This window comes from Aquirufa avitistagni (genome assembly GCF_042715545.1).
Lineage (GTDB): Bacteria > Bacteroidota > Bacteroidia > Cytophagales > Spirosomataceae > Aquirufa > Aquirufa avitistagni.
Genome location: NZ_JBBKXZ010000001.1, coordinates 1,255,028 through 1,277,708, shown reverse-complemented (window position 1 = coordinate 1,277,708; position 22,681 = coordinate 1,255,028). Strand labels below are relative to the sequence as shown.

At 43.9% G+C, this 22,681-nt stretch carries 19 protein-coding genes; 10 read left to right on the top strand and 9 right to left on the bottom strand.

The features are described from left to right. Window positions 1–3 precede the first annotated feature (3 nt). Window positions 4–333, bottom strand: a complete 330-nt coding sequence (gene ytxJ, locus U0R10_RS05610) for a bacillithiol system redox-active protein YtxJ (protein WP_377982967.1) — start codon at window positions 331–333, stop codon at window positions 4–6. A 65-nt stretch (window positions 334–398) separates the two neighbouring features. Between ytxJ and U0R10_RS05605 the strand changes: the two genes are divergently transcribed. From U0R10_RS05605 to U0R10_RS05595, 3 genes are read left to right on the top strand one after another with little or no spacing between them, the layout of a single operon-like run. Further along, entirely contained in the window at window positions 399–1,652 is a 1,254-nt protein-coding gene (locus tag U0R10_RS05605; RefSeq protein WP_377982966.1) for a 3-deoxy-D-manno-octulosonic acid transferase, read from the top strand. Continuing rightward, window positions 1,639–2,571, top strand: a complete 933-nt coding sequence (rsgA, locus tag U0R10_RS05600; RefSeq protein WP_377982965.1) for a ribosome small subunit-dependent GTPase A — start codon at window positions 1,639–1,641, stop codon at window positions 2,569–2,571. The genes U0R10_RS05605 and rsgA overlap by 14 nt, the downstream gene beginning before the upstream one ends. After that, entirely contained in the window at window positions 2,552–3,475 is a 924-nt protein-coding gene (locus tag U0R10_RS05595; RefSeq protein ID WP_377982964.1) for an ROK family protein, read from the top strand. Before rsgA ends, U0R10_RS05595 begins: the two co-directional genes overlap by 20 nt. Here U0R10_RS05595 and U0R10_RS05590 read toward each other — a convergent pair. Together U0R10_RS05590 and U0R10_RS05585 are read right to left on the bottom strand one after the other, a co-directional pair. Then, entirely contained in the window at window positions 3,472–4,578 is a 1,107-nt protein-coding gene (locus U0R10_RS05590; protein ID WP_377982963.1) for an acyltransferase family protein, read from the bottom strand. The genes U0R10_RS05595 and U0R10_RS05590 overlap by 4 nt on opposite strands. Before the next feature lie 2 nt (window positions 4,579–4,580). Beyond that, the gene (locus tag U0R10_RS05585; protein WP_377982962.1) at window positions 4,581–6,209 is read right to left on the bottom strand and encodes a S8 family peptidase; all 1,629 of its coding nucleotides are present in this window, start codon (window positions 6,207–6,209) and stop codon (window positions 4,581–4,583) included. 88 nt (window positions 6,210–6,297) lie between these two features. On the opposite strand from U0R10_RS05585, the gene U0R10_RS05580 reads away from it, so the two are divergent. Genes U0R10_RS05580 through U0R10_RS05565 form a run of 4 tightly spaced genes read left to right on the top strand, consistent with a single transcriptional unit; the run spans window position 6,298 to window position 9,521 of the window. Continuing rightward, window positions 6,298–6,699 carry a hypothetical protein gene (locus U0R10_RS05580; protein WP_377982961.1) on the top strand — a complete coding sequence of 134 codons (402 nt, stop codon included), beginning with the start codon at window positions 6,298–6,300 and terminating at the stop codon, window positions 6,697–6,699. Window positions 6,700–6,732: 33 nt separating this feature from the next. Next, window positions 6,733–8,958 carry a TonB-dependent receptor gene (locus U0R10_RS05575; protein WP_377982960.1) on the top strand — a complete coding sequence of 742 codons (2,226 nt, stop codon included), beginning with the start codon at window positions 6,733–6,735 and terminating at the stop codon, window positions 8,956–8,958. Window positions 8,959–8,969: 11 nt separating this feature from the next. Further along, a complete protein-coding gene (locus tag U0R10_RS05570) occupies window positions 8,970–9,170 on the top strand; it encodes a heavy metal-binding domain-containing protein (RefSeq protein ID WP_377982959.1) in 201 nt (66 codons plus the stop codon). 42 nt (window positions 9,171–9,212) lie between these two features. After that, a complete protein-coding gene (locus tag U0R10_RS05565; RefSeq protein ID WP_377982958.1) occupies window positions 9,213–9,521 on the top strand; it encodes a heavy-metal-associated domain-containing protein in 309 nt (102 codons plus the stop codon). Window positions 9,522–9,550: 29 nt separating this feature from the next. Here U0R10_RS05565 and U0R10_RS05560 read toward each other — a convergent pair whose 3' ends face one another. Both U0R10_RS05560 and U0R10_RS05555 read right to left on the bottom strand, forming a co-directional pair. Then, window positions 9,551–11,647 (bottom strand): Tex family protein, encoded by a 2,097-nt coding sequence (locus tag U0R10_RS05560; protein ID WP_377982957.1) that lies wholly within the window; start codon window positions 11,645–11,647, stop codon window positions 9,551–9,553. 197 nt (window positions 11,648–11,844) lie between these two features. Next, window positions 11,845–12,576 carry an XRE family transcriptional regulator gene (locus tag U0R10_RS05555; protein ID WP_377982956.1) on the bottom strand — a complete coding sequence of 244 codons (732 nt, stop codon included), beginning with the start codon at window positions 12,574–12,576 and terminating at the stop codon, window positions 11,845–11,847. A gap of 108 nt (window positions 12,577–12,684) precedes the next feature. On the opposite strand from U0R10_RS05555, the gene dinB reads away from it, so the two are divergent. Continuing rightward, window positions 12,685–13,872 (top strand): DNA polymerase IV, encoded by a 1,188-nt coding sequence (dinB, locus tag U0R10_RS05550; RefSeq protein ID WP_377982955.1) that lies wholly within the window; start codon window positions 12,685–12,687, stop codon window positions 13,870–13,872. Between the two features lie 3 nt (window positions 13,873–13,875). Continuing rightward, window positions 13,876–16,794, top strand: a complete 2,919-nt coding sequence (locus tag U0R10_RS05545; RefSeq protein ID WP_377982954.1) for a DNA polymerase III subunit alpha — start codon at window positions 13,876–13,878, stop codon at window positions 16,792–16,794. A 126-nt stretch (window positions 16,795–16,920) separates the two neighbouring features. Here the strand turns inward: U0R10_RS05545 and U0R10_RS05540 are convergent, their stop codons facing one another. From U0R10_RS05540 to pdxH, 4 genes are all read right to left on the bottom strand, one after another. Beyond that, window positions 16,921–17,169, bottom strand: a complete 249-nt coding sequence (locus tag U0R10_RS05540; RefSeq protein WP_377982953.1) for a type II toxin-antitoxin system RelE/ParE family toxin — start codon at window positions 17,167–17,169, stop codon at window positions 16,921–16,923. A 477-nt stretch (window positions 17,170–17,646) separates the two neighbouring features. Continuing rightward, window positions 17,647–18,573, bottom strand: coding sequence for a carboxypeptidase-like regulatory domain-containing protein (locus U0R10_RS05535; protein WP_377982952.1), 927 nt, complete (start codon window positions 18,571–18,573; stop codon window positions 17,647–17,649). A 12-nt stretch (window positions 18,574–18,585) separates the two neighbouring features. Beyond that, window positions 18,586–18,879 carry a hypothetical protein gene (locus U0R10_RS05530; protein WP_377982951.1) on the bottom strand — a complete coding sequence of 98 codons (294 nt, stop codon included), beginning with the start codon at window positions 18,877–18,879 and terminating at the stop codon, window positions 18,586–18,588. Window positions 18,880–19,157: 278 nt separating this feature from the next. Then, complete coding sequence (gene pdxH / locus U0R10_RS05525; protein WP_377982950.1) at window positions 19,158–19,790, bottom strand: pyridoxamine 5'-phosphate oxidase; 633 nt, start codon at window positions 19,788–19,790, stop codon at window positions 19,158–19,160. 65 nt (window positions 19,791–19,855) lie between these two features. Between pdxH and polA the strand changes: the two genes are divergently transcribed. Beyond that, window positions 19,856–22,681, top strand: coding sequence for a DNA polymerase I (gene polA / locus U0R10_RS05520; protein WP_377982949.1), 2,826 nt, complete (start codon window positions 19,856–19,858; stop codon window positions 22,679–22,681).

Sequence of the window (22,681 nt, the reverse complement as noted above, 5' to 3'; positions counted from 1 at the left end):
GGTTTAGGCTAAAAATGGCTTTAATTCATCCATGGATATATCCCAATGGGTGGCAGAATAGGTGCATTTCCCTTGATCAATCACAAGAACCTGAGGTGATTGATGCTCCACATCAAATTTCTCTGCGATTAATCCTGAAATAGGACGATAGGCAATTAAATCTAGATAAAATGCGGGTGTTTGATCGGCATCCCATGCACGCTCTAGTCGGCTTAATGCCGTAGATGAAATCGAACAACGGGTACTGTGCTTGAAAATGACTACGGGTTTTTCCGCCGATGTCTCTATTATTTCGTCGAGTTGTTGTTCTGTTGTTAGTTGATTCCAATTCATGGGATGGTGGCAAGTGCCGCTAATTTTTGTAATTTTATCAATTCAACATCAAATTTAGTAAAAACTTGAGAGTTTGGCTTTATTCTTTTGCCTTGTTTTTATATCGCCAAACCATGCGTTTGGCTGCTTTGTTTCATCCCAAAGCTAAATTGTGGCATGAAGGCCAACAAACCCTTTGGGAGGGATTGGAGTCTGCCATGCATTTGAATGAAAAGCCAGTGGCTTGGATTCATACCGCTTCAATGGGGGAATTCGAGCAAGGCCGACCGATCATTGAGGCATTTAAAAATCAATACCCAGATCATTTTATTTTAGTCACTTTTTATTCGCCATCTGGATATGAAGTTCGGAAAAACACACCAGGCATCGATTATATAAGCTATTTGCCCTTCGATGGTCGCCACGCCAGTGCCCGATTTTTAGATTTAGTTAAGCCAAAAATTGCCCTATTTGTCAAGTATGAGTTTTGGTATTTCTACTTGCAAGGACTTCGTGATCGAGGTATTCATACCCTATTAGTCTCTGGAATTTTCCGACCCAATCATGTATTTTTTCAATGGTATGGTGGATTTTTTAGATCGATGTTGGCCTCCTTCAATCACCTTTTTGTTCAAAATACAGAGTCAAAAGAATTACTCGAATCAATTGGTATTCATGCAGTGACTGTTGCTGGTGATACACGTTTTGATCGCGTTTTAGCTAATGCACGCAATTCATCCCCTTGGGATTTATTGACCCAGTTTGTTGACAATCAGGCTTTTATCGTGGTCGGATCTGCCTGGCAGGCTGATTTGGATTGCATTATTCCACTCATAAATGCACATGCTTTTCCCTTAAAATGGGTTATTGTGCCCCATGAAATCCACGCTGCGGAACTTCAATCATGGAAAAACCAAATGTCTGTACCCGTCATGTTTTCTACGGGTGAGTTAGTTGATAATGCGGAAGTATTGATTGTAGATGAAATAGGCCGACTGGCCACCATGTATCGTGGAGCTACATTTGCGTATATTGGCGGGGCATTTGGTGCTGGTCTGCATAATACGTTGGAGGCTGCTGTGTATGGGCCAACGGTCTTTTTTGGAAATAAAAATTATCAAAAATTTCATGAGGCGGTAGATTTAGTTTCTTTGGGACTAGCATTTCCCATTGCAGATGCTGCGACATTGGAACAAGCGATGCGCGTTATTTTTGAGGATGATGATCTATTAGTAAATAAACAAGTGATGTCAAGAAATTTTGTTGCGTTACAAGCGGGGGCAACTGCACGAATTATGTCGTATATCGAACAAACAAATCAGGCCTATGTCGCTCAATAAAGGCTTAATTATGCGGTCTACTGGATCTTGGTATGAAGTGCGTGCTGAGTCCGGAAAGGTTTTTGATGGCCGTTTGAAAGGTAAATTTAAGCTAAAAGGGCCTACCACTTCGAATCCAATTGCCGTAGGCGATTGGGTAATGTTTTCGATGGAAGACGAGGTGCATCAAACCGTCTTGATTGAAGAAATTCTACCACGCACGAATTATTTAATCCGTAAATCAGTTCATAAAACCGCCCATGGGCAGATGTTGGCCGCCAACGTTGACCAAGCGATTTTTGTCATGACCTTAAAATCGCCCAAAACTTCCCTTGGATTTTTGGATCGTTTTTTAGTGACAGCGGAAGCATTTCGCATTCCCGTTCATATTGTATTCAACAAAATGGATTTACTGGATGAGGAAGAGCAAGATCAAGTTTTTGAATATGCTGCGTTGTATCAAGAATTAGGCTATGGAATTTTATTTACCTCGATCCCTAAAAATCAGGGTGTAGATGAATTTAAGGCTATGTTTCAAGGGAAAGTATCCTTGATCGCAGGTCACTCAGGTGTAGGCAAATCTAGTTTGTTGAATATTGTAGCCCCACATCTTCAGATTAAAACCAAAGAAATTTCTGATTTTGCTCAGAAAGGTGTGCATACGACGACCTATTCGACCATGTGGGAATTAAGTGCCGGAACCTATTTAATTGATAGTCCGGGCATTAATGAAATGGGAATTCACGAGATTGAAAAAGAAGAGCTAGCCCATTATTTTCCAGAGATGCGCGCCTTATTGGGCGCGTGTAAATTTAACAATTGCGTTCATATTTCAGAGCCAGCTTGTGCCGTAATCAAGGCAGTTGAGTCTGGAGAAATTGCATCAAGTCGCTATTTAAGCTATTTAAGTATATTCGAAAATGAAGACAACAGGCGGTAATTTATGGGGTGTTGATTTAGGGGGAACCAAGATTGAATGTGCCGTATTAGATCGGCAGGATCCTACGCGTGTGATCATGCGCAAACGCATTGACACAGAAGCTTCGAAAGGTTATACACATATTCTGCAGCAAGTCAAACGCTTAGTGGACGAGGTGGCGACTGAACTGAATGAATCACCTGTCCAAGTGGGCTTTGCCACCCCAGGTGTGTTGGATCCGCGTACCCAAACCATGAAAAATTGCAATACGGTCTGTATGAATGGGCAGGCCATGGCTTCGGATTTGGCGGTTATTTTAGGATGTGAGGTGTCGCTTGCCAATGATGCGAATTGTTTTGCATTGGCAGAAACTCATTTAGGTGCTGTTTTGGACGTCCACCCCGGTGCTGAAATTGTTTTTGGTGTGATTATGGGTACTGGCGTTGGAGGAGGATTGGTTGCACATGGAAAAGTGGTAAAAGGTGTACATGGAATTGGAGGGGAATGGGGGCATAATATTTTAGAAGAGGGTGGAGATCCGTGTTACTGTGGAAAATCAGGATGTGTTGAACACGTGATTTCTGGACCGGCATTGGAGTTATTTTATAAACGCCAGTCAGGTCAAAAGATGCGTATGCCGCAGATTATGCAAGCTTATTTTGCAGGAAATGATCCTGTTGCTTTGGCAACCGTAGACCGCATGTTGGAGAATTTTGGTCGGGCAATATCCACGTTAATCAACGTGCTTGACCCAGATGTTATTGTCATCGGTGGCGGTGTAGGCAATATTGACTTGCTTTATACCGAAGGTTATAATCGGATAAAGAAATACATTTTCAATTCTGGTGAAGTAAATACCCCTATTGTTAAGCCCAAATTAGGCGATAGTGCGGGTGTATTCGGTGCGGCGATGTTGTTCGCTTAAACTTTCAAAAACCATTTTCGCTTGTAGCAAACATAGCAAAGGGACCAACAAACCAGCACGAAGCAGATTGCGTACGCGAGTGATCCGTTGAATTTTCCGAATACCGGTTCGAAAATATGCCAATAAAGCCAATCGTTTAGTGACGTTGTTCCAGATCCCTCTTGTATTTGGACATGTGACATTTGGATCGTTAACACTTCAGAGATTGCGTAAGCTAAAATAGAATTGGTACCAAAAACCAAGAAGAAGGTATTCGCAAAATTCCTTTCCTTGACTTCAATCCACCAATTCAATAAGCCAATCAATACAAAATCTATCCCTGCACACATTAGAACAAACGAACTTGTCCATAATTTTTTGTTGATGGGAAAGCTTTTATCCCAAATCAGGGCCAGTACGATTAGGCCAATTCCGTAGACAAGCAAACCGGTTAATGCAGGTTTTTGCGCGTCCCTTTGTTTCTCTAAATACAAACTGACTTGATATCCAAATAAACAGGTACTCAAGGCTGGTAATGTGCTCAAAAAGCCTTCTGGGTCGAATGGAATACCATTTCCATCATATAAGTGGGTAGGTCCAAAGAGAAACAAATCCAATTTGAGAACGGCATTTGATCCCAATTCATAAGCTACACCTGTGTCGCCCAAAAGGGCCATAATAGCCCAGTAGGCAAGAAGAAAGCTGATATTTATCGTGGTAAGCCAACGCGCTGGGACACTTAAGGTGATAAATGAAATGGCACAATACGATAACGCAATGCGGGGCAATACATTTAAAAAGCGCAAATTTTCCCATGTAAAATCAAGGAAAGGAAAATAGAAAATGATGTAATTGATGATGAATAATAAGACCGTTCTTTTTAGAATTTTGGTTCGAACGGCAGGAGTTAAGGTGTAGTTGAATGCTTTAAATGAGAATCGCATCGCAACGCCCACCATAAATAAGAAGGTAGGAAATACGAGGTCCGTGGGTGTGAAGCCGTGCCAATCAGCGTGTTGTAAAGGACCGTAGGTATATGTGCCATTGCCGGACGTATTAACTAAAATCATAGCGGCCAACGTAATGCCACGGAGGATGTCCAACGATAAAAAGCGAGATTTCATTTTTACAGGTTTAGTAGTACAGGAATCACTGTGACAAGATTTCCGTGCGTAAATCTAAAATAATATTTTCCAGAAACGAAAGGCGCTACAAAAAAATCAAATTCCGTATTTTGGAAGCTAAGTGATTGGACAATAGCTCCTTGAGCATTCAAAATATCTAAGGTTCCTTGGTTTATTCCACCCGTTGAAACCTGAATTTTTTGACCTGCAGCAACCGGGTTGGGATATACATGAAACGGGTTTTCGACAGGTAATTCATTTCCCAAGACGGGGTTAACAATTTGATTGGCTCGGTCGAAATTTGGAATGCCATAACCGAGTAATTGGTCAGGTTTTGACGACTGAGTACCTGATTTTCGAATTCCTTGAATGATTTCTTGTGCGGTCTTTTGCGGGTTCGCTTGTATAATTCCAGCGACTAATCCGGCTATTAAAGGCGCAGAAAAGGATGTTCCACTAATTGAACCAAATGAGCCGGAAGGTAGGCCAGCAATTGTGGCTAAACCCATAGCCGCGACGTCAGGCTTAATTCGTAAGTCAGCCGAGGGACCTATCGAGCTAAAGGAGGCGCGTAGCCCATTTCGATCCACTGCACCCACGCTTAAAATTGAGTCGGCATCTGCCGGAGCAGTAATGTATTTCCAAGCATCATTCCCTTGATTTCCCGCCGAAATGATACACACAATTCCTTTGCTCGCGGCAAACGCTGCAGCTTGGGTGACTAAGGTCGTTTTGCCATTCATATCTGCATAGCTGTGATTGTATTGACTATTGTCAAATTCTGAATATCCCAGCGATGAAGTAATGATATCCGTTCCCAAACTGTCCGCCCATTCCGCTCCACGCATCCAATTGGCCTCTTCAACCAATAGCTCATGATTCCCTTCCTCTGTTTGTGCCAAGGCAAATTGGGCTTGAAAAGCTGTGCCAATTAACTTCCCGGGTGATTGCGCGGCTATCGTACTCCAAACATTGGTTCCATGTGCCCCACCTAAATACACCGAACGTAGGCCAGGATCAGTCACCAGTGTGCCTAATAGCCGTTTTTCGGTATAGACATTTTGTAAATAGCCCACTTGGTCAGCTTGTGAAAAGCCATCATCCAATAAGGTGATTTTGACATCCTTTCCTGTAAAGCCTTTCGCATGCATTTTGTCCACGCCCAATTGGCTTATCTGCGTTAATGAGTTTCCATAATCAAGTACCGCGGATTCCTTCGATAGGTTTTTAGCTTGCGTTTCAAGACGAAGATCTGAACTTGAATCCAAGGGCATATTTTTGTAAAGCCCTAACACCGATTTTAGTGCTTTAATTTTGGCGATGTTTTTCGGTTTTTCCTTAATCAATACCCCATTGACCCATTTAAGGGGATAGATAATCTGAGCTCCCGCTGCCTTTAATTCCTCGATGTAGGTTGGGTTTACAGGTAAATCTTGTTCCCGAATCTCAATTTTGTTTTTTAACCTACGATTAATGGCAGATGCCGACAAAAATTTGTCTGGCGCCGTGATTGAAAATGGGGAGTTTTTTTTGTCCTTAAAGAGTACGAGATAGCGGTAACGAGTTTCTTGGGCCATACCTTGAAATACACCTACTACCAAAACAATAAAGAGGAACGCCCGTTTAAACATAGCAACTGCAAAGAAAGAATATTTCTATGGCATTGACTTATATATTAACGTTTCCTTTCGTAATTTTCCGCGCTTGTTTCATGTACCCATGACGAAAATATTGAAAAATTCTTTCGTACTATTCTTTGTTTTTTGGCTTCTTTTAGGCCAAACAGGTTTCGCATGGAAATCAGCCACATGTATTTTTACTGGAAGTGTTTCTTACGGATGGGGTAATCAGGTAAGTTGTTGTGCAAAAAGTAAACCTGTCACACGCGATGTTGTATCTCGTGCCTCATGTTGTACCTATGACCAATTTCAGGTCAAATTAAGCGCAGAGCAGCAGTTGAAATTTGTTGATTTCGATTTTGTGGCGACCGTTCCTTCAGGTAATATGTCAACGATGTTCGGGGCTTTTACTCATTCCGAACCTAGTTTATTTCTTGAAGAATCTGATTTTTCACCACCCGCTTCTGTCAAGCGCGCGTTCATCCAAGTTTATTTGATTTAGGCGATTTAGCATTCAATTAAAACATCTTGTTTTATGTTAAATCCATTTCTGATGAATCGATTATTGCTTATTGTTTTTTGTTTATGGGGTTTCCCCCTGGTAGCGCAGGAGCTCAATGGCCGCGTGATGAGCTTGGATGCTCAGGGCAACATGGAGGATATTCCTGGCGCTACAGTCTATTATTCGGCCGACAAATTAGGTGCCACCTGCGGCGTGGATGGGATATTTAAATTGCGAGTGCGTACGTTTCCCGGTTGGCTGACTATCCGTGCAGTCGGATTTAAGCCTGATTCTGTTTGGGTAGATAAACCTCGATTTGTACATGTACATTTGACAGCTAATTCGAGCGAATTAGCTGAGGTGAGTGTACTGGCATCGCCTGGCGGACATGATGTTCAATCCATTCAAAGTAGGGAAATCTTAACGATGAAAACCCTTGCCAAAGCAGCTTGTTGTAACCTCTCCGAAAGTTTCGAGACGAATGCAAGTGTATCTGTCAATTTTACAGATGCCATCACAGGCGCGAAACAAATTTCACTTTTGGGCCTATCAGGTACCTATGTGCAAACCCAAGTAGAAAATGTTCCTTCCATTCGAGGCTTAAAATCTACCTATGGATTGAACTACATTCCAGGTACGTGGATTCGTTCGATCGATTTAGCCAAAGGCCAAAGTTCCGTAGTGAACGGATATGAATCTATGACGGGAGCCATCAACATGGAATTGGTTAAACCTGACACGTCTGAGGTATATTTTTTAAATACGTATGGAAATTCGCAAGGGAGATTTGAGGTAAACCAACAAGCCGCGCATAAATTTAATGGAAAGCTTTCCACGGCATTGTTGACACATTATTCCCAACAAGTTTCCCGCCTCGATGGAAACAAGGACGGGTTTATGGATTTGCCTTTGTTTAATTTGGTCAATGTCATGAACCGATGGAAGTATGCCACGGACAAGTGGATGGTGCAATGGGGAGGCGGTTATTTGCGTGAACAACGCGTGGCGGGCCAAATGAATTTCGAGGAAAAAACATCAAATCGCTACCGCGTGTATGGCTTTGGAAGTGCAACCACGCGTTTTGAGAGTTTTGCCAAAATAGCTCGTTTGTTTCAAACCAAACCTTGGAAAGGTTTAGGGCTGATTCTATCCGCTGCCGACCACCGAAACGATTCCTATTTTGCGTTCAAGTCGTATGTCGGGCGAGAGCAAAGTGTGTTCGGTAATTTAATTTATCAATCCATCATCGACAACACAAATCATACCTGGAAGGCTGGATCGAGCTTTTTGTATGATTCTTACCAAGAACGTTATATTGATTCTACCTATGCGCGAACGGAAATAGTTCCAGGATTTTTCGGCGAATATATTTGGACAATTCCAAATCGATTCACGTTGGTCGTTGGTAATCGCATTGATTTTCATAATCAATTGGGAACCAAATGGGTGCCACGGCTACATGCCAAATGGGATGTTTCACCTACTTGGATGGCCAGGGCATCTGCCGGAAAAGGATGGCGCCGTGTGAATCCGTTAGCGGAAAACATGGGTTTCTTGGCGAATACCCGGTATATTCAGTTGGTTGGTAATCTCAATCCGTTAGAAGAGGCATGGAATTATGGATTCTCGTTGGCGCACGAATTCCAGTTGGCCAACCGCAAAGCCAACTTCGTATTAGATTATTTCCAAACCGACTTTACGCATCAATGGATCGTTGACATGGAAATCGCTCACGCCATTCGCATGTACTCAAATCCAGGTGCATCCTATTCAAAAAGTGCCCAAATTGAATTTAATTATAGCCCATTGCCGCGATTGGAATGGAAAGCGGCCTATCGTTTTCAAGATGTGGCATCTGATTATTTGTCAGAAAGTGGAGGTCTAAGACGTTTGTCGAAGCCATTTTTGAATCGGGATCGTGTGCTTGTCAACTTAGCTTATGCGACGAAATATGATATTTGGAAATTTGATTTGACATGGCAGTGGAGCGGATCACGTCGGATTCCGAATGCTTATGTCCATGTAGGTGATGCGCCGGAAGTGAACGCACCAGCATTTTCGATGGTTTATGGACAAGTGACGCGTCAATTTAAACATTGGGAAATGTATGTTGGCGTAGAAAATCTATTTAATTTTACCCAACCAAATCCTATCATAGGGGTTTCTGATCCATTTGGAAGAGATTTTGATGCCACCATGATTTGGGCACCCATAGCTGGGCGGATGGTTTACACAGGAATACGTTATAAAATCAACTAAATAAAAATTATATGAAAAAGGTCATCTTAGTGTCTGGAATGGTTTTTGCGATGTTTGGAACATTTGCGCAAACGCAAGCGTCCAAAAAGACGAAAACGGAAGAGAAAAAAGAAGTGTATCAGTGTCCCATGAAGTGTGAAGGGGCAAAGACTTACGCGAAAAAAGGGAAATGTCCTGCGTGCACGATGGATTTGAAAGTTGCAAAAAAATAGGTTAGGCTTCCCAGGCTGAAGCCTGGGGTTAAATAAAATAGCATGAAAACATTATTATTAGTGCTGCTCTTCGGGTTTTTGTCAGGACCTACACAAACAGTGAAGATTAAAACTTCCGCTATTTGCGAAATGTGCAAGGAGCGCATCGAAAAGAATTTAGCGTTGACTAAAGGGGTTGAAAAATCAGATTTGAATTTGGAGGATCAATCAAACATTACCGTGGTGTATAATCCAGATAAAATCGATGTCGCGAAGATTAAGCAAGTAATCGCGGAAACGGGTTATGATGCTGACGATGTAAAGGCAATTAAAAAGAGTTTCGATAAACTCCCTAGTTGCTGCAAAAAGTAAATTGAAAGGCCATCCGCGGATGGCCTTTTTTATTTCTTCATACTCAAAGCGATGCGCTTTCGTGCTTCATCCACCTCTGTCACGGTAACCATGACTTTTTGAGCTACTTTGACAATTTCGTTGGGGTCTTTGACAAATTTGTCGGCCAACTGGCTTACGTGGACTAATCCGTCCTGATGTACGCCAATGTCCACAAAAGCGCCAAAATTGGTAATGTTTGTCACAATGCCTGGTAGTTTCATGCCGATGCGTAGATCCTTAATTTCATTCACACCTTCGGTAAATTCAAAAGCTTCGAATTGTTCGCGTGGGTCACGGCCGGGTTTAGCCAATTCAGCCAAGATGTCTGTGAGTGTAGGCATCCCCACTTCGCTAGTCACGTATTTTTGTAATTGAATTTGCTTGCGCAGGGATTCGTTGGCCAATAAATCACCCACCTTACAATTCAAATCTTTCGCCATTTTTTCCACGATATCATAGCGTTCTGGATGAACGGCGCTGGCATCTAATGGGTTTTTCGCGTGCCGAATGCGTAAGAAAGCAGCGGCTTGTTCGTAGGCTTTTTCACCTAAACGCGTGACTTTTTTCAAATCAGATCGCTTTATGAAGGGGCCGTTTTTCGTACGGTAGTCGATGATGTTTTGGGCCAATTGCGGTCCAAGTCCAGAAACGTAAGAAAGAATTTGTTTGGAGGCGGTATTTAGTTCAACGCCCACGGAGTTTACGCACGAAATGACTGTGTCATCTAATGATGCTTGTAATTTCTTTTGGTCAACATCATGTTGGTATTGTCCCACGCCAATCGACTTGGGATCAATTTTAACCAATTCAGCTAATGGGTCCATTAATCTTCGACCTATGGAAACTGCTCCACGTACTGTAATATCTTTATCTGGAAATTCTTCGCGTGCTGCATCGGAAGCTGAATAAATGGAGGCACCACTTTCGTTGACCATGATGATATTTATCCCTTCCAATTTCAAGTTGCGTACAAAGGCTTCGGTTTCCCGACCAGCCGTTCCATTGCCAATCGCGATGGCTTGCACCTTGTATTTTTTTACCCATGCGCTGATGGTATGAGCGGCCTCTTGTGCTTGTCCAGGACCAGTATGTGGGTAAACGGCTGTGTTGTCTAGTAAGGTTCCTTGTTCATCTAGGCAGACCAATTTACATCCGGTACGGAATCCAGGGTCAAGTGCAAGTACCCGTTTTTGTCCGAGTGGTGCTGCCAAAAGTAATTGGCGCATGTTTTCAGCAAAGACACGAATCGCTTCCTCGTCGGCACGTTTCTTTGCCTCTGCCCGCATTTCATTTTCCATCGCCGGCATGAGCAAGCGTTTGTAACCGTCCTGGATGGCTAGCGTTACTTGTCGGGCACAGGCATTATTGCCTTTAATAAACCGCCGGTCTAATTTGTCGAGTACATCTTGGTCTGGCCCTGCCAGGTTTAAGTTTAAAATACCTTCATTTTCTCCTCTAAAAAGGGCTAAAACGCGGTGGGAAGGTGCTTGAGCGAGGGATTCGGACCAATCGAAATAGTCTTTATATTTAATCCCCACTTCTTGTTTTCCTTTGGCGACGGTGGATTTAACCGTTGTTTTGCGGGAGAATAACTGGCGAGCTTCTTCGCGTGCTTCGGCTGTTTCCATCATTTCCTCTGCCAAAATATCGCGTGCGCCGGCTAAAGCTTCTTCCGTATCATCGAGGAACTCTGCGGCTAAGACTTCCGGGTCAAGCATGCGTTGTTCGAATAGTTTATCTGCCAAAGCCTGTAGTCCTTTTTCCCTTGCGGCCATCGCGCGTGTTTTACGTTTGGGTTTGTAGGGAAGGTAGATGTCCTCGAGTTTGGCGAGGGTTTCCGCTCCGCGCACGGCTCTTTCGAGTTCGGGGCTTAGTTTATCTAATTCCTTGAGTGATTTCAGGATGGCTTCACGGCGTTTTTCTAATTCCACCAATTGGTCACGCAAGTCGCGTATTTGGACTACTTGTACTTCGTCAAGGCTTCCAGTCGCTTCTTTTCGGTAACGGGAAATAAAGGGAATTGTAGCGCCTTCGTCGAGCAGTTCAATGGTTTTACGGACTTGGTTTTCTGGAATGCCTAAACTGGAGGATATTTTTGCAAGCATGATTATTAGACGTTGGACGTTAGACGTTAGACGCTGGAATTAAGAAGTGAGATGTAAGAGGTGAGAGGTAAGAGGTGAGAAGTAAGAGGTAAGAGGTAAGAGGTAGTCCGGAGTCCGGAGGGGTAATTGTTTAAGTCTTCCCTTCGGACTAACTGCCTACATGCTATTTCGCTTCGGACTTATTTGCCTTCGGCCCTTTATTGCCTTCGGACTTCGGACTCATTTCCTTCGGACTTGCTCGGAAAATCACTATGAAAATACCCGGCGAACTTCCAGATTTCTTGGATTTCAGAGCCGAGGATCGGATAAGGATCGTAGGTTTTGTTGGTCGAATTAAGGATCAATACTTTGCGGTCGGCCAAGTGATTAATGACTTGTTTTAATACGACACCGTCTTCACGCGTCACCACAATACAAATCGTTCCGTCTTTGATGGCGGTCCAGTCTTCTACGTATTCTGCGAAGACAAGTGAGCCGGGTTGTAAGGGTAACATGGATTCGCCTTTGATGGGGAATACACGGTATTTTTTGTCGCGAGGTAAGAAGGGTACTTGAAAGGTTGGGAGTTCTTGAATGAATTCTACGTCGTCATAGGAAGCTGTATATCCTGCCAAAGCTTTGACGGGCACCATCTCGATATTCTCTTCATTATTGGAATCAACCGTGGTGGCTAAAATACGTAGCTTAGGCTTGTTGGCCATCCCGGGAAGTCTTTTCGAAAGATCTTCTTTAAGTAATTCATCCACCTCTACCTTAAAAAACTCAGCTATTTCGATGAGATCGGCATATTTAGGTTCTGCTCTGCCGGATTCGTACGAGCCCAAGGTGGGCTTCTTGATGTTGATTAATTCAGCCAGTTTTTCTTGCGATGTTTTCTCGGACATCTTGCTGCGTAAAAAACGTAAATTCTGACTAAAAAAAGTGCTCATGCGATTTGCTTATTTAAGTAAAATGAATAAAATTCGTATCCAATATTTAATCGTATACTCATCGAAGTTACGAAAGGTATTCGAATTACCCAAATAGCTACCAATTTTATGCAAGATCGCGCCATTGTGCACATGGACTTAGATTCGTTCTTTGTCTCCGTCGAGCGACTCCGAGATCCACGTCTCGTGGGGAAACCCGTGATCGTGGGAGGCTTGTCGGACCGAGGCGTTGTCGCGGCTTGCAGTTATGAGACACGTGCGTTTGGGGTACGTTCGGCGATGCCCATGCGGATGGCTTTGAAGTTATGTCCAGATGCGCTGGTGTTGCGCGGTGATTTTGAGGCGTATGCACAGCATTCAGATTGGGTGACGCGGATGATTATGGACCGGGCGCCCGTGGTGGAGAAGGCGTCAATCGATGAGTTTTATTTGGATATGACGGGCATGGAGCGGTTTTTTGGTTCGTACCAATTTGCGACGGATTTACGTCAAAAGATTCACAAGGAAACCGGTTTGCAGATTTCCTTTGGCCTATCCGTTAATAAAACGGTTTCCAAAGTCGCGACGAATCACGTCAAACCTGCGGGCCAATTTCAGGTATTACCGGGAGAGGAGAAGGCTTTCTTAGCGCCCATGACGGTTGGCAAGATTCCCATGATCGGAGCCGTAACGGCCCAAACCCTCCGAAACATGGGTATTGTGCATGTGGGTACCCTCAGCCAAATGCCATTGAAGATCTTGGAACGTACTTTTGGTAAATCCGGTGTCATGTTGTGGGAGCGCGCCAATGGCATCGATTTACGTCCTGTCGTTCCTTATTCCGAACAAAAGTCGCTCTCGAAGGAGATTACGTTTGAGCAAGACACGACGGATGTGAAGTTATTACACCGAATCTTAGGTTCTTTGACTGAGCAGTTGGCCTACGACCTCCGAAAACTCGGCCAATGCACTTCCTGCATCACGGTCAAATTACGCTATTCGAATTTTGATACGCATACCCGACAAATCAGTATTCCGGCGTCTGCGAGTGATCATCGCCTGATTCCGGCGGTACATGAGTTGTTTGAGAAATTGTATGATCGCCGACTGTTGATTCGGCTGATAGGGGTACGTTTTTCCAAATTGTTGCAAAGTCAGGAACAACTGAGTTTGTTTGATGACGGGGCGCGTCTGGTGCCTTTGTATGGGGCGATGGATAATCTGCGAAATCGCTACGGGGACTTCTCGGTTTTACGGGCGAGTGGACTGATGGAGCGCGGAGAGCGTCGAAATGCCTTAGGACCTAAGTCGGAATAGCCCATGTACTTGAATTGTCACTCCTTTTATAGCCTCCGTTATGGAACGCTTTCGCCTGAGCAGCTGGTGGAAGCGGCAGTGGCGCGTGGCATTCAGGTATTGGCCTTAACGGATATTCACCGTGCTTCTGGGGTTTTCGATTTTGTGCAGGCGTGTACAGAAGCGGGGATTAAGCCGGTGGTAGGCATGGAATTTACCAAAGGCTATGTCTGCCTGGCGCGGAATCCCGCAGGTTTAGCACAGATTAATGCCTTTGCTTCTCAGATTTTATTGGCTGGTGGGGATTGGCCGGAGCGACCTCCGGAATGGGAGGATGTCTGGACGATTTTTCCGTTTAGTCGGCGAAGGAGCTTGCAAACCCTCGGTAAAAACGAGCGCTGGGGTATTCGTGGAACGGATTTGAAGGCCTTGTGGAATGTGAAGGATTTGGGTGGGATGGTGTGGTGCCAACCGGTCACGTTCTTGAACAAGCAGGGTTTTTCGATGCACCGATTGTTGCGGGCGATTGACCAAAATGTCTTGTTGAGTAAGCTTTCACCCAAGGCGCAGGCGCAGGAGGATGAGCGCATGTACACGCCGGAAGAGTTGCGGGAGATTTGTCGGGATTATCCGGGATTGCTCGATGCCTCGGAGCAGTTGTTGGCCAACTGCACCTTTCACTTTGATTTTAAATTACCTAAGAACCGACGTTTATATGGCTCGAGTCGGGAGGATGATTTGGCTTTATTGACCAAACTGGCCTATGAGGGTTTGCGTTATCGCTATCCACGTTCAGACCGGGAGGCGAAGGCGCGGGTCGAGAAGGAATTGAAGGTGATTCATGAGTTGCATTTTGATGCGTATTTTCTGATTACGTGGGATATTATACGTTATGCGCGTTCTCGAGGTTATTTTCATGTGGGGCGTGGTTCGGGGGCGAACTCGATTGTGGCGTATTGTTTGGGGATTACGGATGTGGATCCGGTGGCGTTGGATTTATATTTTGAGCGCTTCATTAATCCGCATCGGACGAGTCCGCCGGATTTTGATATTGACTTTTCGTGGGATGAGCGCAATGACATCATCGATTATATCTTTAAGCGTTACGGCGCGAAGCATGTATGCTTGCTAGCCACGTATGTGACTTTTCGGGATAAGTCGATTTATCGGGAATTAGCGAAGGTTTTTGGCTTACCCAAAGCCGAAATCGATGCGTGGTTGGACCCCGCCACGGCGATACGGGAGGTGAGTTCGGAGATTCACATGTTGATTGTGAAGTACGGGAATTTGTTATTGGACTTCCCGAATTACCTGAGCATTCATGCGGGGGGTATTTTGATTTCGGAGGAGCCTTTGTTTGCGTATACGGCGTTAGAACCTATGCCAAAGGGTTTCCCAATCTGCCAGTTTGATATGTATGTGGCGGAGGAGATTGGTTTTGCGAAGTTTGATATTTTGTCGCAACGCGGGTTAGGGCATATCAAGGAGTCGGTGGATATCATTCGCGCGAATCGTGGGGTGGATGTGGATGTGCACCGGGTGCAGGATTTTATGCAGGATGAGGGGATTCGTGGGCAGTTGATGCGGCACGAGACCATGGGTTGTTTTTACATTGAATCACCCGCCATGCGGCAGTTATTGAAGAAATTGGACTGCCAGGATTACATAACCTTGGTCGCAGCCTCGTCGATTATACGACCGGGTGTCGCGTCTTCAGGAATGATGAAGGCTTATATTGAGCGGTATCATGCGCCGGATTCGTATGAGCCGGTTCATCCCTTGATGGGGGAGTTGATGAAGGAGACTTATGGAGTGATGGTGTATCAGGAGGATGTGATCAAGGTGGCGCATTATTTTGCGGGTTTGAGTTTGGCGGAGGCGGATGTGTTGCGGCGGGGGATGTCGGGCAAGCACCGATCGCGTGCGGAATTTGAGCGGATTCGGGAGGCGTTTTTTACGAATTGTGCGGCGAAGGGCTATGCGGAGGCAGTGTCGCGGGAGGTCTGGCGTCAAATGGAGAGTTTTTCGGGCTATTCGTTTTCGAAGGCGCACTCGGCGTCGTTTGCGGTGGAGAGTTACCAAAGTTTGTATTTGAAGACCTATTATCCGCTGGAGTTTATGGTGGCGGTGATTAATAATTTTGGCGGATTTTATCGGACGGAGTTTTATGTGCATGAGGCTAGGCGATGTGGGGCGCAGGTGGAGGCACCGGAAATTAATGCGAGTGATTATTTGACGTCGATTCGTGGGTTGGTGGTTTGGATGGGCTGGGTACATGTGAAGGGTTTGGAGAAGCGGGTGATTCAGGATTTATTGGAGGCGCGGAGGCAGGGAGGGCCGTTTCGGTCTTGGGAGGATTTTGTGCATCGGGTTTCTTTGGGCTTGGAGCAGGCGATTTTATTGATTCGGGTGGGGGCCTTCCGACATTTAGGTGTGGAGAAGAAGCCGTTGCTTTGGGAGGCGCATGCACGTTTTCAGGGGAAGGCTGCGCCAGTGGTGGCGATGGAGATGTTTGGGGATGAGGTGTCGGATTTGGGTGTATTGCCGGACTTATTGCATGATCCAGCGGAGGATGCGTTTGACCAGTGGGAGATATTGGGTTTTCCGTTGTGTTCGCCCTATGATTTGGTATCGGATTTACCGCATACCTTGTTGAATGCGGATTTAGCGTATGATCGGGGGGATATTTTGGGTTATTTGGTGACTTTAAAGCCGACGCGCACGAAATCGGGCGACCGGATGTATTTCGGGTATTTTGTGGATGTGCGGGGTGAGTTTTTTGATACGGTTCATTTTCCGGCGGATTTGAAGAAATATTCTTTTCGGGGGAATGGGGTGTATTGGATGCAGGGCGTGGTGATGGAGGAATTCGGGCATCGCACGTTGCGGGTGCAGCAATTAAGGAAGTTGGGCTGGCGGGTGGATCCGAGGAGGGAGGACTAGGGAGAGGTAAGAGGTAAGAGGTGAGAGGTAAGAGGTGAAAGGTGAGAGTGGGCAGTAGTCAGTCGCTAGTCATCAGTACGAAGGGAATTAGTCCGGAGGGAATATATAACTATTCACGCTTACTACTTAATTCTTGCTTCTCCGCCGCATGTGGAGAATTGCAATGATATAAATGAATTGGTTGTCTTCATCTACTTGGTAATGAATCATGTAGGGAAATTGTGAAATAATACAGCATCTAATATTGGGGGAATAGCGGATGTAAGTCAAATGAGGATATTGACTAATGAGTCTGGAAGTTTGAGAAATCTGATTTAAAAACTGTATGCCGAGCAGTGCTAATTGATTATTATACCAGACTATATTTTGGTTCATTTCTACATAAACTTGATGGGGCGAAACGATTTTATATAATTTCATGCTGGTTTGTCAATCTTTGCATAATTTCTTCCCAGCTCATATCGTAGTTATCAGCTTTATTCCTATTGCGGAGGCGTTCAGAAACAATTAATTTATGCCAGTGTGGAATTACGTTTGATGGAGACTCTTCCAAAATTGAAAGTTCGGAATCTTGGTCAGGTAAGGAGTAGGATTTTGGCTTTTGCATCACATGTTTATTTTAAAACAAACTTAAGGGCAAAAACACGCAAGTCTAATTCAAGAATTGACTAAAAAACTGATAAAAATAGTCAGGGAAAAGTGGTCAGTTGTCAGTCGCTAGTCATCAGTCCGAAGGAAAATAGTCCGAAGGGAAATAGTCCAAAGTCCGAAGGCAAGTTTAAAGACCTCTTACCTCTTACCTCTTACCTCTTACCTCTTACCTCTTAGTTCTAACCTCTAACGTCCAACGTCTTACCTCAATCTTAAGGCAATCATCGGCCTTAATATCCTATTGTGAAATACAGGATTTTTAAAATTATTAAATAGTAGATCGGACGAATACCAAATCCCTTTTGATTTAACGTTTCGAGAAAAACCGAGGCTAGATGTAGGCGTTTTTGTGTAGCCCATCCCAAGGTATTGTCCTTTATACTTACTAAAATCTAAATTGAAATCTCTTTTGGTGTAATCAATTTTCGAAAAATCAATATTTTGAAAATTGAGCCATTCGACTGCAATCAGACAGCCAGATTCGGGGATGTACACAGCTTTGCTAGGAATATCAAAGGTGTTCCAACCGGTTTTTGTGGCATGCACCACCCAATTCGTATGATAAAATTCTTCTGACGTGGGTTTCCCATTCTTTAAGTGGAATAGTCGAATACGAAATGGGACTTGATAATCTCCTCCTTTGGAAATATACACCATGACAGATTCAATCATTTTATGCGCATGTTGGGTCGAATCAAAGCTTAGTCCAAGCATATCATCCGACCCAGCTAAACCGCCTACAGAGCCTTTCATATGCGCTTTTTTAGTTGTAAACACCTTGAATTTGTTCGAATGTACTTGAATTTCAGGGAGTTCAATTTGTCCGGCTTGGAGTTGAATTTCAAGCATTTTAGGGTTATTTCCGAAAAAAATTGTTTGAGGTATATAACCTACGCAGCTGATGCGCAACGAATCCTTTAGTTCCAGGAGTTTAGCCGAAACAAAAAAGAAGCCATTTTCATTGGTTGAATAAGCAACATTTTGTTTGATGAAATGAATTGTTGCGAAAGGAACTGGTTCTTGGGATTTTGAATCAGTCACTTTGATTAATTGTCCTTGAGCATAACCAATAGGCTGGTTAGCCAAGTATGTGAATAAAATGAATATTAAATAATAGGTAGATTTCATAGTTTCTAGGATTTAACGATTTGGGTTTTCAGGGCATGAAATAGGGTCACAAGTTGTTCTTTCGTTAAACTTTATTCCAAAATAATAATTAACATGAGTTCTAAGTGCGCAACACGTTTTTCCATCAGGTAATTCATTGGAAATATGTCCACCGGAAAGCCATGCACAACCAATACTCTCTCCCCAGAATCGCCAATCCGGAGTTATGCAATCACCAACGGATGGGTCGTTGGCTAAAGTTTTAACAACAGAAATGGTAGTGAATAGCAATAAAAATATTGCGACAATACGTGTTTGCTTTTTCATAGTAGGTTAGGTTTGTACCTAAACATACTAGGGGAAATGAAAAAGTCTAATTCAAAAAATGACTAAAAAACTGATAAAATTGTCGCAGTCCGGAGGGACTTAGTCCAAAGTCCGAAGGCAAGTTTAAAGACCTCTCACCTCTTAACTCTTAGTTCTAACCTCTTACGTCTAACGTCTAAGGATAATCGCCGCATTGCATGCGTCTCAAACTTTGGCAATCCTGAAAGGTTTGCCAAAGAGGCTAACCTCTCACCACTTAACTCTTAGTTCTAACCTCTTTATGGTGCTATTCGATACCGCTCCCAAGCTTGCCCATTTTTCTCATACACAATCCGGTCATGTAGTCTAGAAGGTCTGCCTTGCCAGAATTCGAAATAGGAGGGGATTAGTTCGTAGCCTCCCCAATGTGCTGGTTTCGGGATTTCTTTTCCCTCATACTCCTTGGCTAATTCGGTATAGCGTTGCTCCAAATATTCTCTGGAATCAACGCGTGCGCTTTGGTCTGATACCCAAGCGCCCAATTGAGATTCACGCGGTCTTTGATGGAAATATTCGGTCGAAAGGACTTCCGACATCTTATGTACATTTCCTTCAATGCGCACTTGCCGCTCCAATTCCCCCCAAAAGAAGGTCAAGGAAGCATGCGCGTGCTGTGCTAATTCAGCCCCTTTGCGCGAGTGATAATTTGTAAAAAAAGAGAAAGCCTCATCTACATGTTTTAATAAGACAATCCGACCGGCTGGTTTATTGTCATGCCCCACTGTACTCAAAAACATTGCATTGGGCTCAATAACTTTGGCATTTGACGCTTCTTGAAACCAAATTTTAAATTGCTCAATCGGATCAATATGTACTGTGGTTTCTAAAAGTTCACCTTTTTGATAATTCTCACGAAGGGCAGCTAAATTCATAATTCAGAATTTTTATTTCTTATCTTTGAGCGGGCTTTCTGCTCGGCCAAAATTAGTCAATTTCTATGAAAAAATTATTCCTTTTTGATGCGATGGCGCTGATTTATCGCGCCCATTTTGCGTTTGCCAAAACACCCCGAATTTCATCAAAAGGGATCAATACTAGTGCCGTTTTTGGTTTTGCAAACACCATTTTGGAAGTAATTCAAAAGGAAAAACCTGATTATTTGGGCGTCGCCTTTGATACGTCGGCACCCACGTTCCGGCACGTCGAATACACGCCTTACAAAGCCCAACGGGAAAAGCAACCGGAGGACATTACCATCGCCATTCCCTACGTCAAGAAATTAGTTGAAGCATTGGACATTCCCATCTTAATCTTGGATGGGTATGAAGCCGATGACATCATCGGAACAATCGCTAAAAAAGCCGTTCGCGCTAATCCAGATATCGAGGTGTATATGATGACGCCGGATAAGGATTATGGCCAACTGGTCGAAGAGCGAATCAAAATGTACAAGCCTGCCTTCATGGGCAAGGGTGTTGAGGTCCTAGGTCCCAAGGAAGTTTGTGCCAAATGGAACATTCAACACGTGGACCAAGTCATTGATATGCTTGGTTTAATGGGAGATGCGGTTGATAATATTCCAGGTGTTCCCGGGGTCGGAGAGAAGACTGCACAGAAGTTAATTGAAGAATATGGTTCGATGGAGAACCTATTTAAAAATACCGATAAGCTAAAAGGGAAACTGCGTGAAAACTTGGAAAACTTTCAAGAGCAAGGCATGCTTTCACGTCATTTGGCAACCATCTTGTGTGAGGTTCCTATTGAATACGAAGAAGAAAAATTAATCAAAACCGAGCCTAATCGTGAATTGTTAGAGCCATTATTAGATGAACTAGAATTCAGAACGTTACGCAGACGCATCCTAGGCGAAGACCCAGAACCCGTAGCACCCAAACCCAAAGCAAGCCCAAAAGTGGCTTCCAATCAAATGGATATTTTTGGGTCACCGGTAGCTGCTCCAGCTGGATTTATGTTGGAAGAGGAGGCGGAAGAAAAGGTTTCTCATTTTAATAATCTGTCGAATACGGCACATCAATATCATTTGGTTCAAGGCGAAGCCGCTGTGAGGTCGCTGGTGGGTTTTTTAGGCCGACAAACCACGTTCTGTTTCGATACGGAAACAACAAGTTTAACAGCTGTGGAGGCGGAGTTAGTGGGTATGTCATTTGCTTACCGAAAAGGGGAGGCATTTTACGTACCATTCCCTGAGGATCAAACAGAAGCACAATCACTTGTTGACTTATTCAAAGATCTTTTTGCGAATGAAGCCATTCAAAAAGTAGCTCAGAACATTAAATATGACATGAGTGTACTGGCGAATTATGGCATTGAAATCAAGGGTATTACCTACGACACCATGCTTGCGCACTACCTAATCGAACCTGAAAAACGGCACAATATGGACGCATTGGCCATGTCTTATTTGCAGTATGAGCCATTGTCGATTGAGACCTTGATCGGTAAAAAAGGTGTTAAGCAAGGCAATATGCGGGATGTTTCCCTGGAGGACATTAAAGAATATGCAGCTGAAGATGCTGATGTAACGCTTCAAATCAAGCCATTTTTAGATGAGCAGTTGGCCAAAAATCCCAAAGCCATCGAATTATTGATGGACGTAGAAATGCCCTTAGCTCGGGTACTATCCAAGATCGAATGTGAAGGGGTAAATTTAGACGTCGCTTTCTTGCAAGAAATGTCCAAGACGCTTGAGGTTGATTCGAGAGAAGTACAACAAAAAATCTTTGAGGCTGCGGGTCAAGAATTCAATGTGGCATCTCCCAAGCAATTGGGTGAGATCTTATTTGAGAAATTAAAATTGGATCCGAAAGCTAAGAAAACCAAAACGGGCCAATACATGACGGGCGAAGAGGTTTTGTCTAAGTTGGAATCTGAACATGAAATTGCCCGTTTAATTCTTGATTTCAGGGAATTACAGAAGTTAAAGTCGACCTACGTGGACGCCCTTCCGCAATTGATTTCACCTAAAACAGGACGTATTCATACATCTTTTATGCAGGCGGTTACGGCTACGGGGCGTTTGTCTTCGAAGGATCCCAACTTACAAAATATACCAATTCGGACGCCTAGAGGCCGAGAAATACGGAAAGCATTTATTCCGCGTGATTCGAATTATCAGATTCTATCGGCTGATTACTCGCAGATTGAGTTGCGCATTATGGCTGCTTTTGCCAAAGATGAGGCAATGTTAAATGCTTTTAATCAAGGAATCGATGTGCATAAGGCAACTGCTGCGAAGGTTTTCAAGGTTAGTTTGGACGAGGTGACTTCTGAATTGCGCCGACGGGCTAAAGCGGTCAATTTTGGTATTATTTATGGTCAATCGGCTTTTGGTTTAGCAGGCTCTTTAGGCATTTCGCGGACGGAAGCGAAGGAAATTATCGATCAATATTTTGTCGAGTTTCCGAATGTCAAGTCATACATGGATGCGACCATTACCCAAGCGCGTGAACTCGGGTATGTTGAAACGGTCCTCGGCCGACGTCGTTATTTGCGCGATATCTTATCTCCTAATATGAATGAGCGGAGTTTTGCGGAACGAAATGCAATTAATGCGCCTATTCAGGGTTCTGCGGCAGATATGATCAAAGTGGCTATGATTCAGATTCAATCGTTTATTGAACGGGAAAACCTTAAATCACGTATGATTTTGACGGTTCATGATGAATTAGTTTTTGATGCGCATGTAGATGAAATTAATTACCTTCGCGAGAGGATTAATGAAATTATGTGTCAAGCCATGGATTTGGGTGTGGCCATGGAAACGGGTATTGGTGTTGGTATGAATTGGTTGGAAGCCCATTAA

Excerpts from the sequence above, each read along its gene's own strand:
- U0R10_RS05580 (WP_377982961.1), top strand. The coding sequence starts at position 6,298 with ATGACGAAAATATTGAAAAATTCTTTCGTACTATTCTTTGTTTTTTGG.
- U0R10_RS05565 (WP_377982958.1), top strand. The coding sequence starts at position 9,213 with ATGAAAACATTATTATTAGTGCTGCTCTTCGGGTTTTTGTCAGGACCT.
- ytxJ (WP_377982967.1), bottom strand. The coding sequence starts at position 333 with ATGAATTGGAATCAACTAACAACAGAACAACAACTCGACGAAATAATA.
- U0R10_RS05570 (WP_377982959.1), top strand. The coding sequence starts at position 8,970 with ATGAAAAAGGTCATCTTAGTGTCTGGAATGGTTTTTGCGATGTTTGGA.
- U0R10_RS05560 (WP_377982957.1), bottom strand. The coding sequence starts at position 11,647 with ATGCTTGCAAAAATATCCTCCAGTTTAGGCATTCCAGAAAACCAAGTC.
- U0R10_RS05590 (WP_377982963.1), bottom strand. The coding sequence starts at position 4,578 with ATGAAATCTCGCTTTTTATCGTTGGACATCCTCCGTGGCATTACGTTG.
- U0R10_RS05555 (WP_377982956.1), bottom strand. The coding sequence starts at position 12,576 with ATGAGCACTTTTTTTAGTCAGAATTTACGTTTTTTACGCAGCAAGATG.
- U0R10_RS05585 (WP_377982962.1), bottom strand. The coding sequence starts at position 6,209 with ATGTTTAAACGGGCGTTCCTCTTTATTGTTTTGGTAGTAGGTGTATTT.
- U0R10_RS05540 (WP_377982953.1), bottom strand. The coding sequence starts at position 17,169 with ATGAACCAAAATATAGTCTGGTATAATAATCAATTAGCACTGCTCGGC.
- U0R10_RS05530 (WP_377982951.1), bottom strand. The coding sequence starts at position 18,879 with ATGAAAAAGCAAACACGTATTGTCGCAATATTTTTATTGCTATTCACT.
- U0R10_RS05535 (WP_377982952.1), bottom strand. The coding sequence starts at position 18,573 with ATGAAATCTACCTATTATTTAATATTCATTTTATTCACATACTTGGCT.
- polA (WP_377982949.1), top strand. The coding sequence starts at position 19,856 with ATGAAAAAATTATTCCTTTTTGATGCGATGGCGCTGATTTATCGCGCC.
- rsgA (WP_377982965.1), top strand. The coding sequence starts at position 1,639 with ATGTCGCTCAATAAAGGCTTAATTATGCGGTCTACTGGATCTTGGTAT.
- U0R10_RS05595 (WP_377982964.1), top strand. The coding sequence starts at position 2,552 with ATGAAGACAACAGGCGGTAATTTATGGGGTGTTGATTTAGGGGGAACC.
- U0R10_RS05545 (WP_377982954.1), top strand. The coding sequence starts at position 13,876 with ATGTACTTGAATTGTCACTCCTTTTATAGCCTCCGTTATGGAACGCTT.
- pdxH (WP_377982950.1), bottom strand. The coding sequence starts at position 19,790 with ATGAATTTAGCTGCCCTTCGTGAGAATTATCAAAAAGGTGAACTTTTA.
- dinB (WP_377982955.1), top strand. The coding sequence starts at position 12,685 with ATGCAAGATCGCGCCATTGTGCACATGGACTTAGATTCGTTCTTTGTC.
- U0R10_RS05575 (WP_377982960.1), top strand. The coding sequence starts at position 6,733 with ATGTTAAATCCATTTCTGATGAATCGATTATTGCTTATTGTTTTTTGT.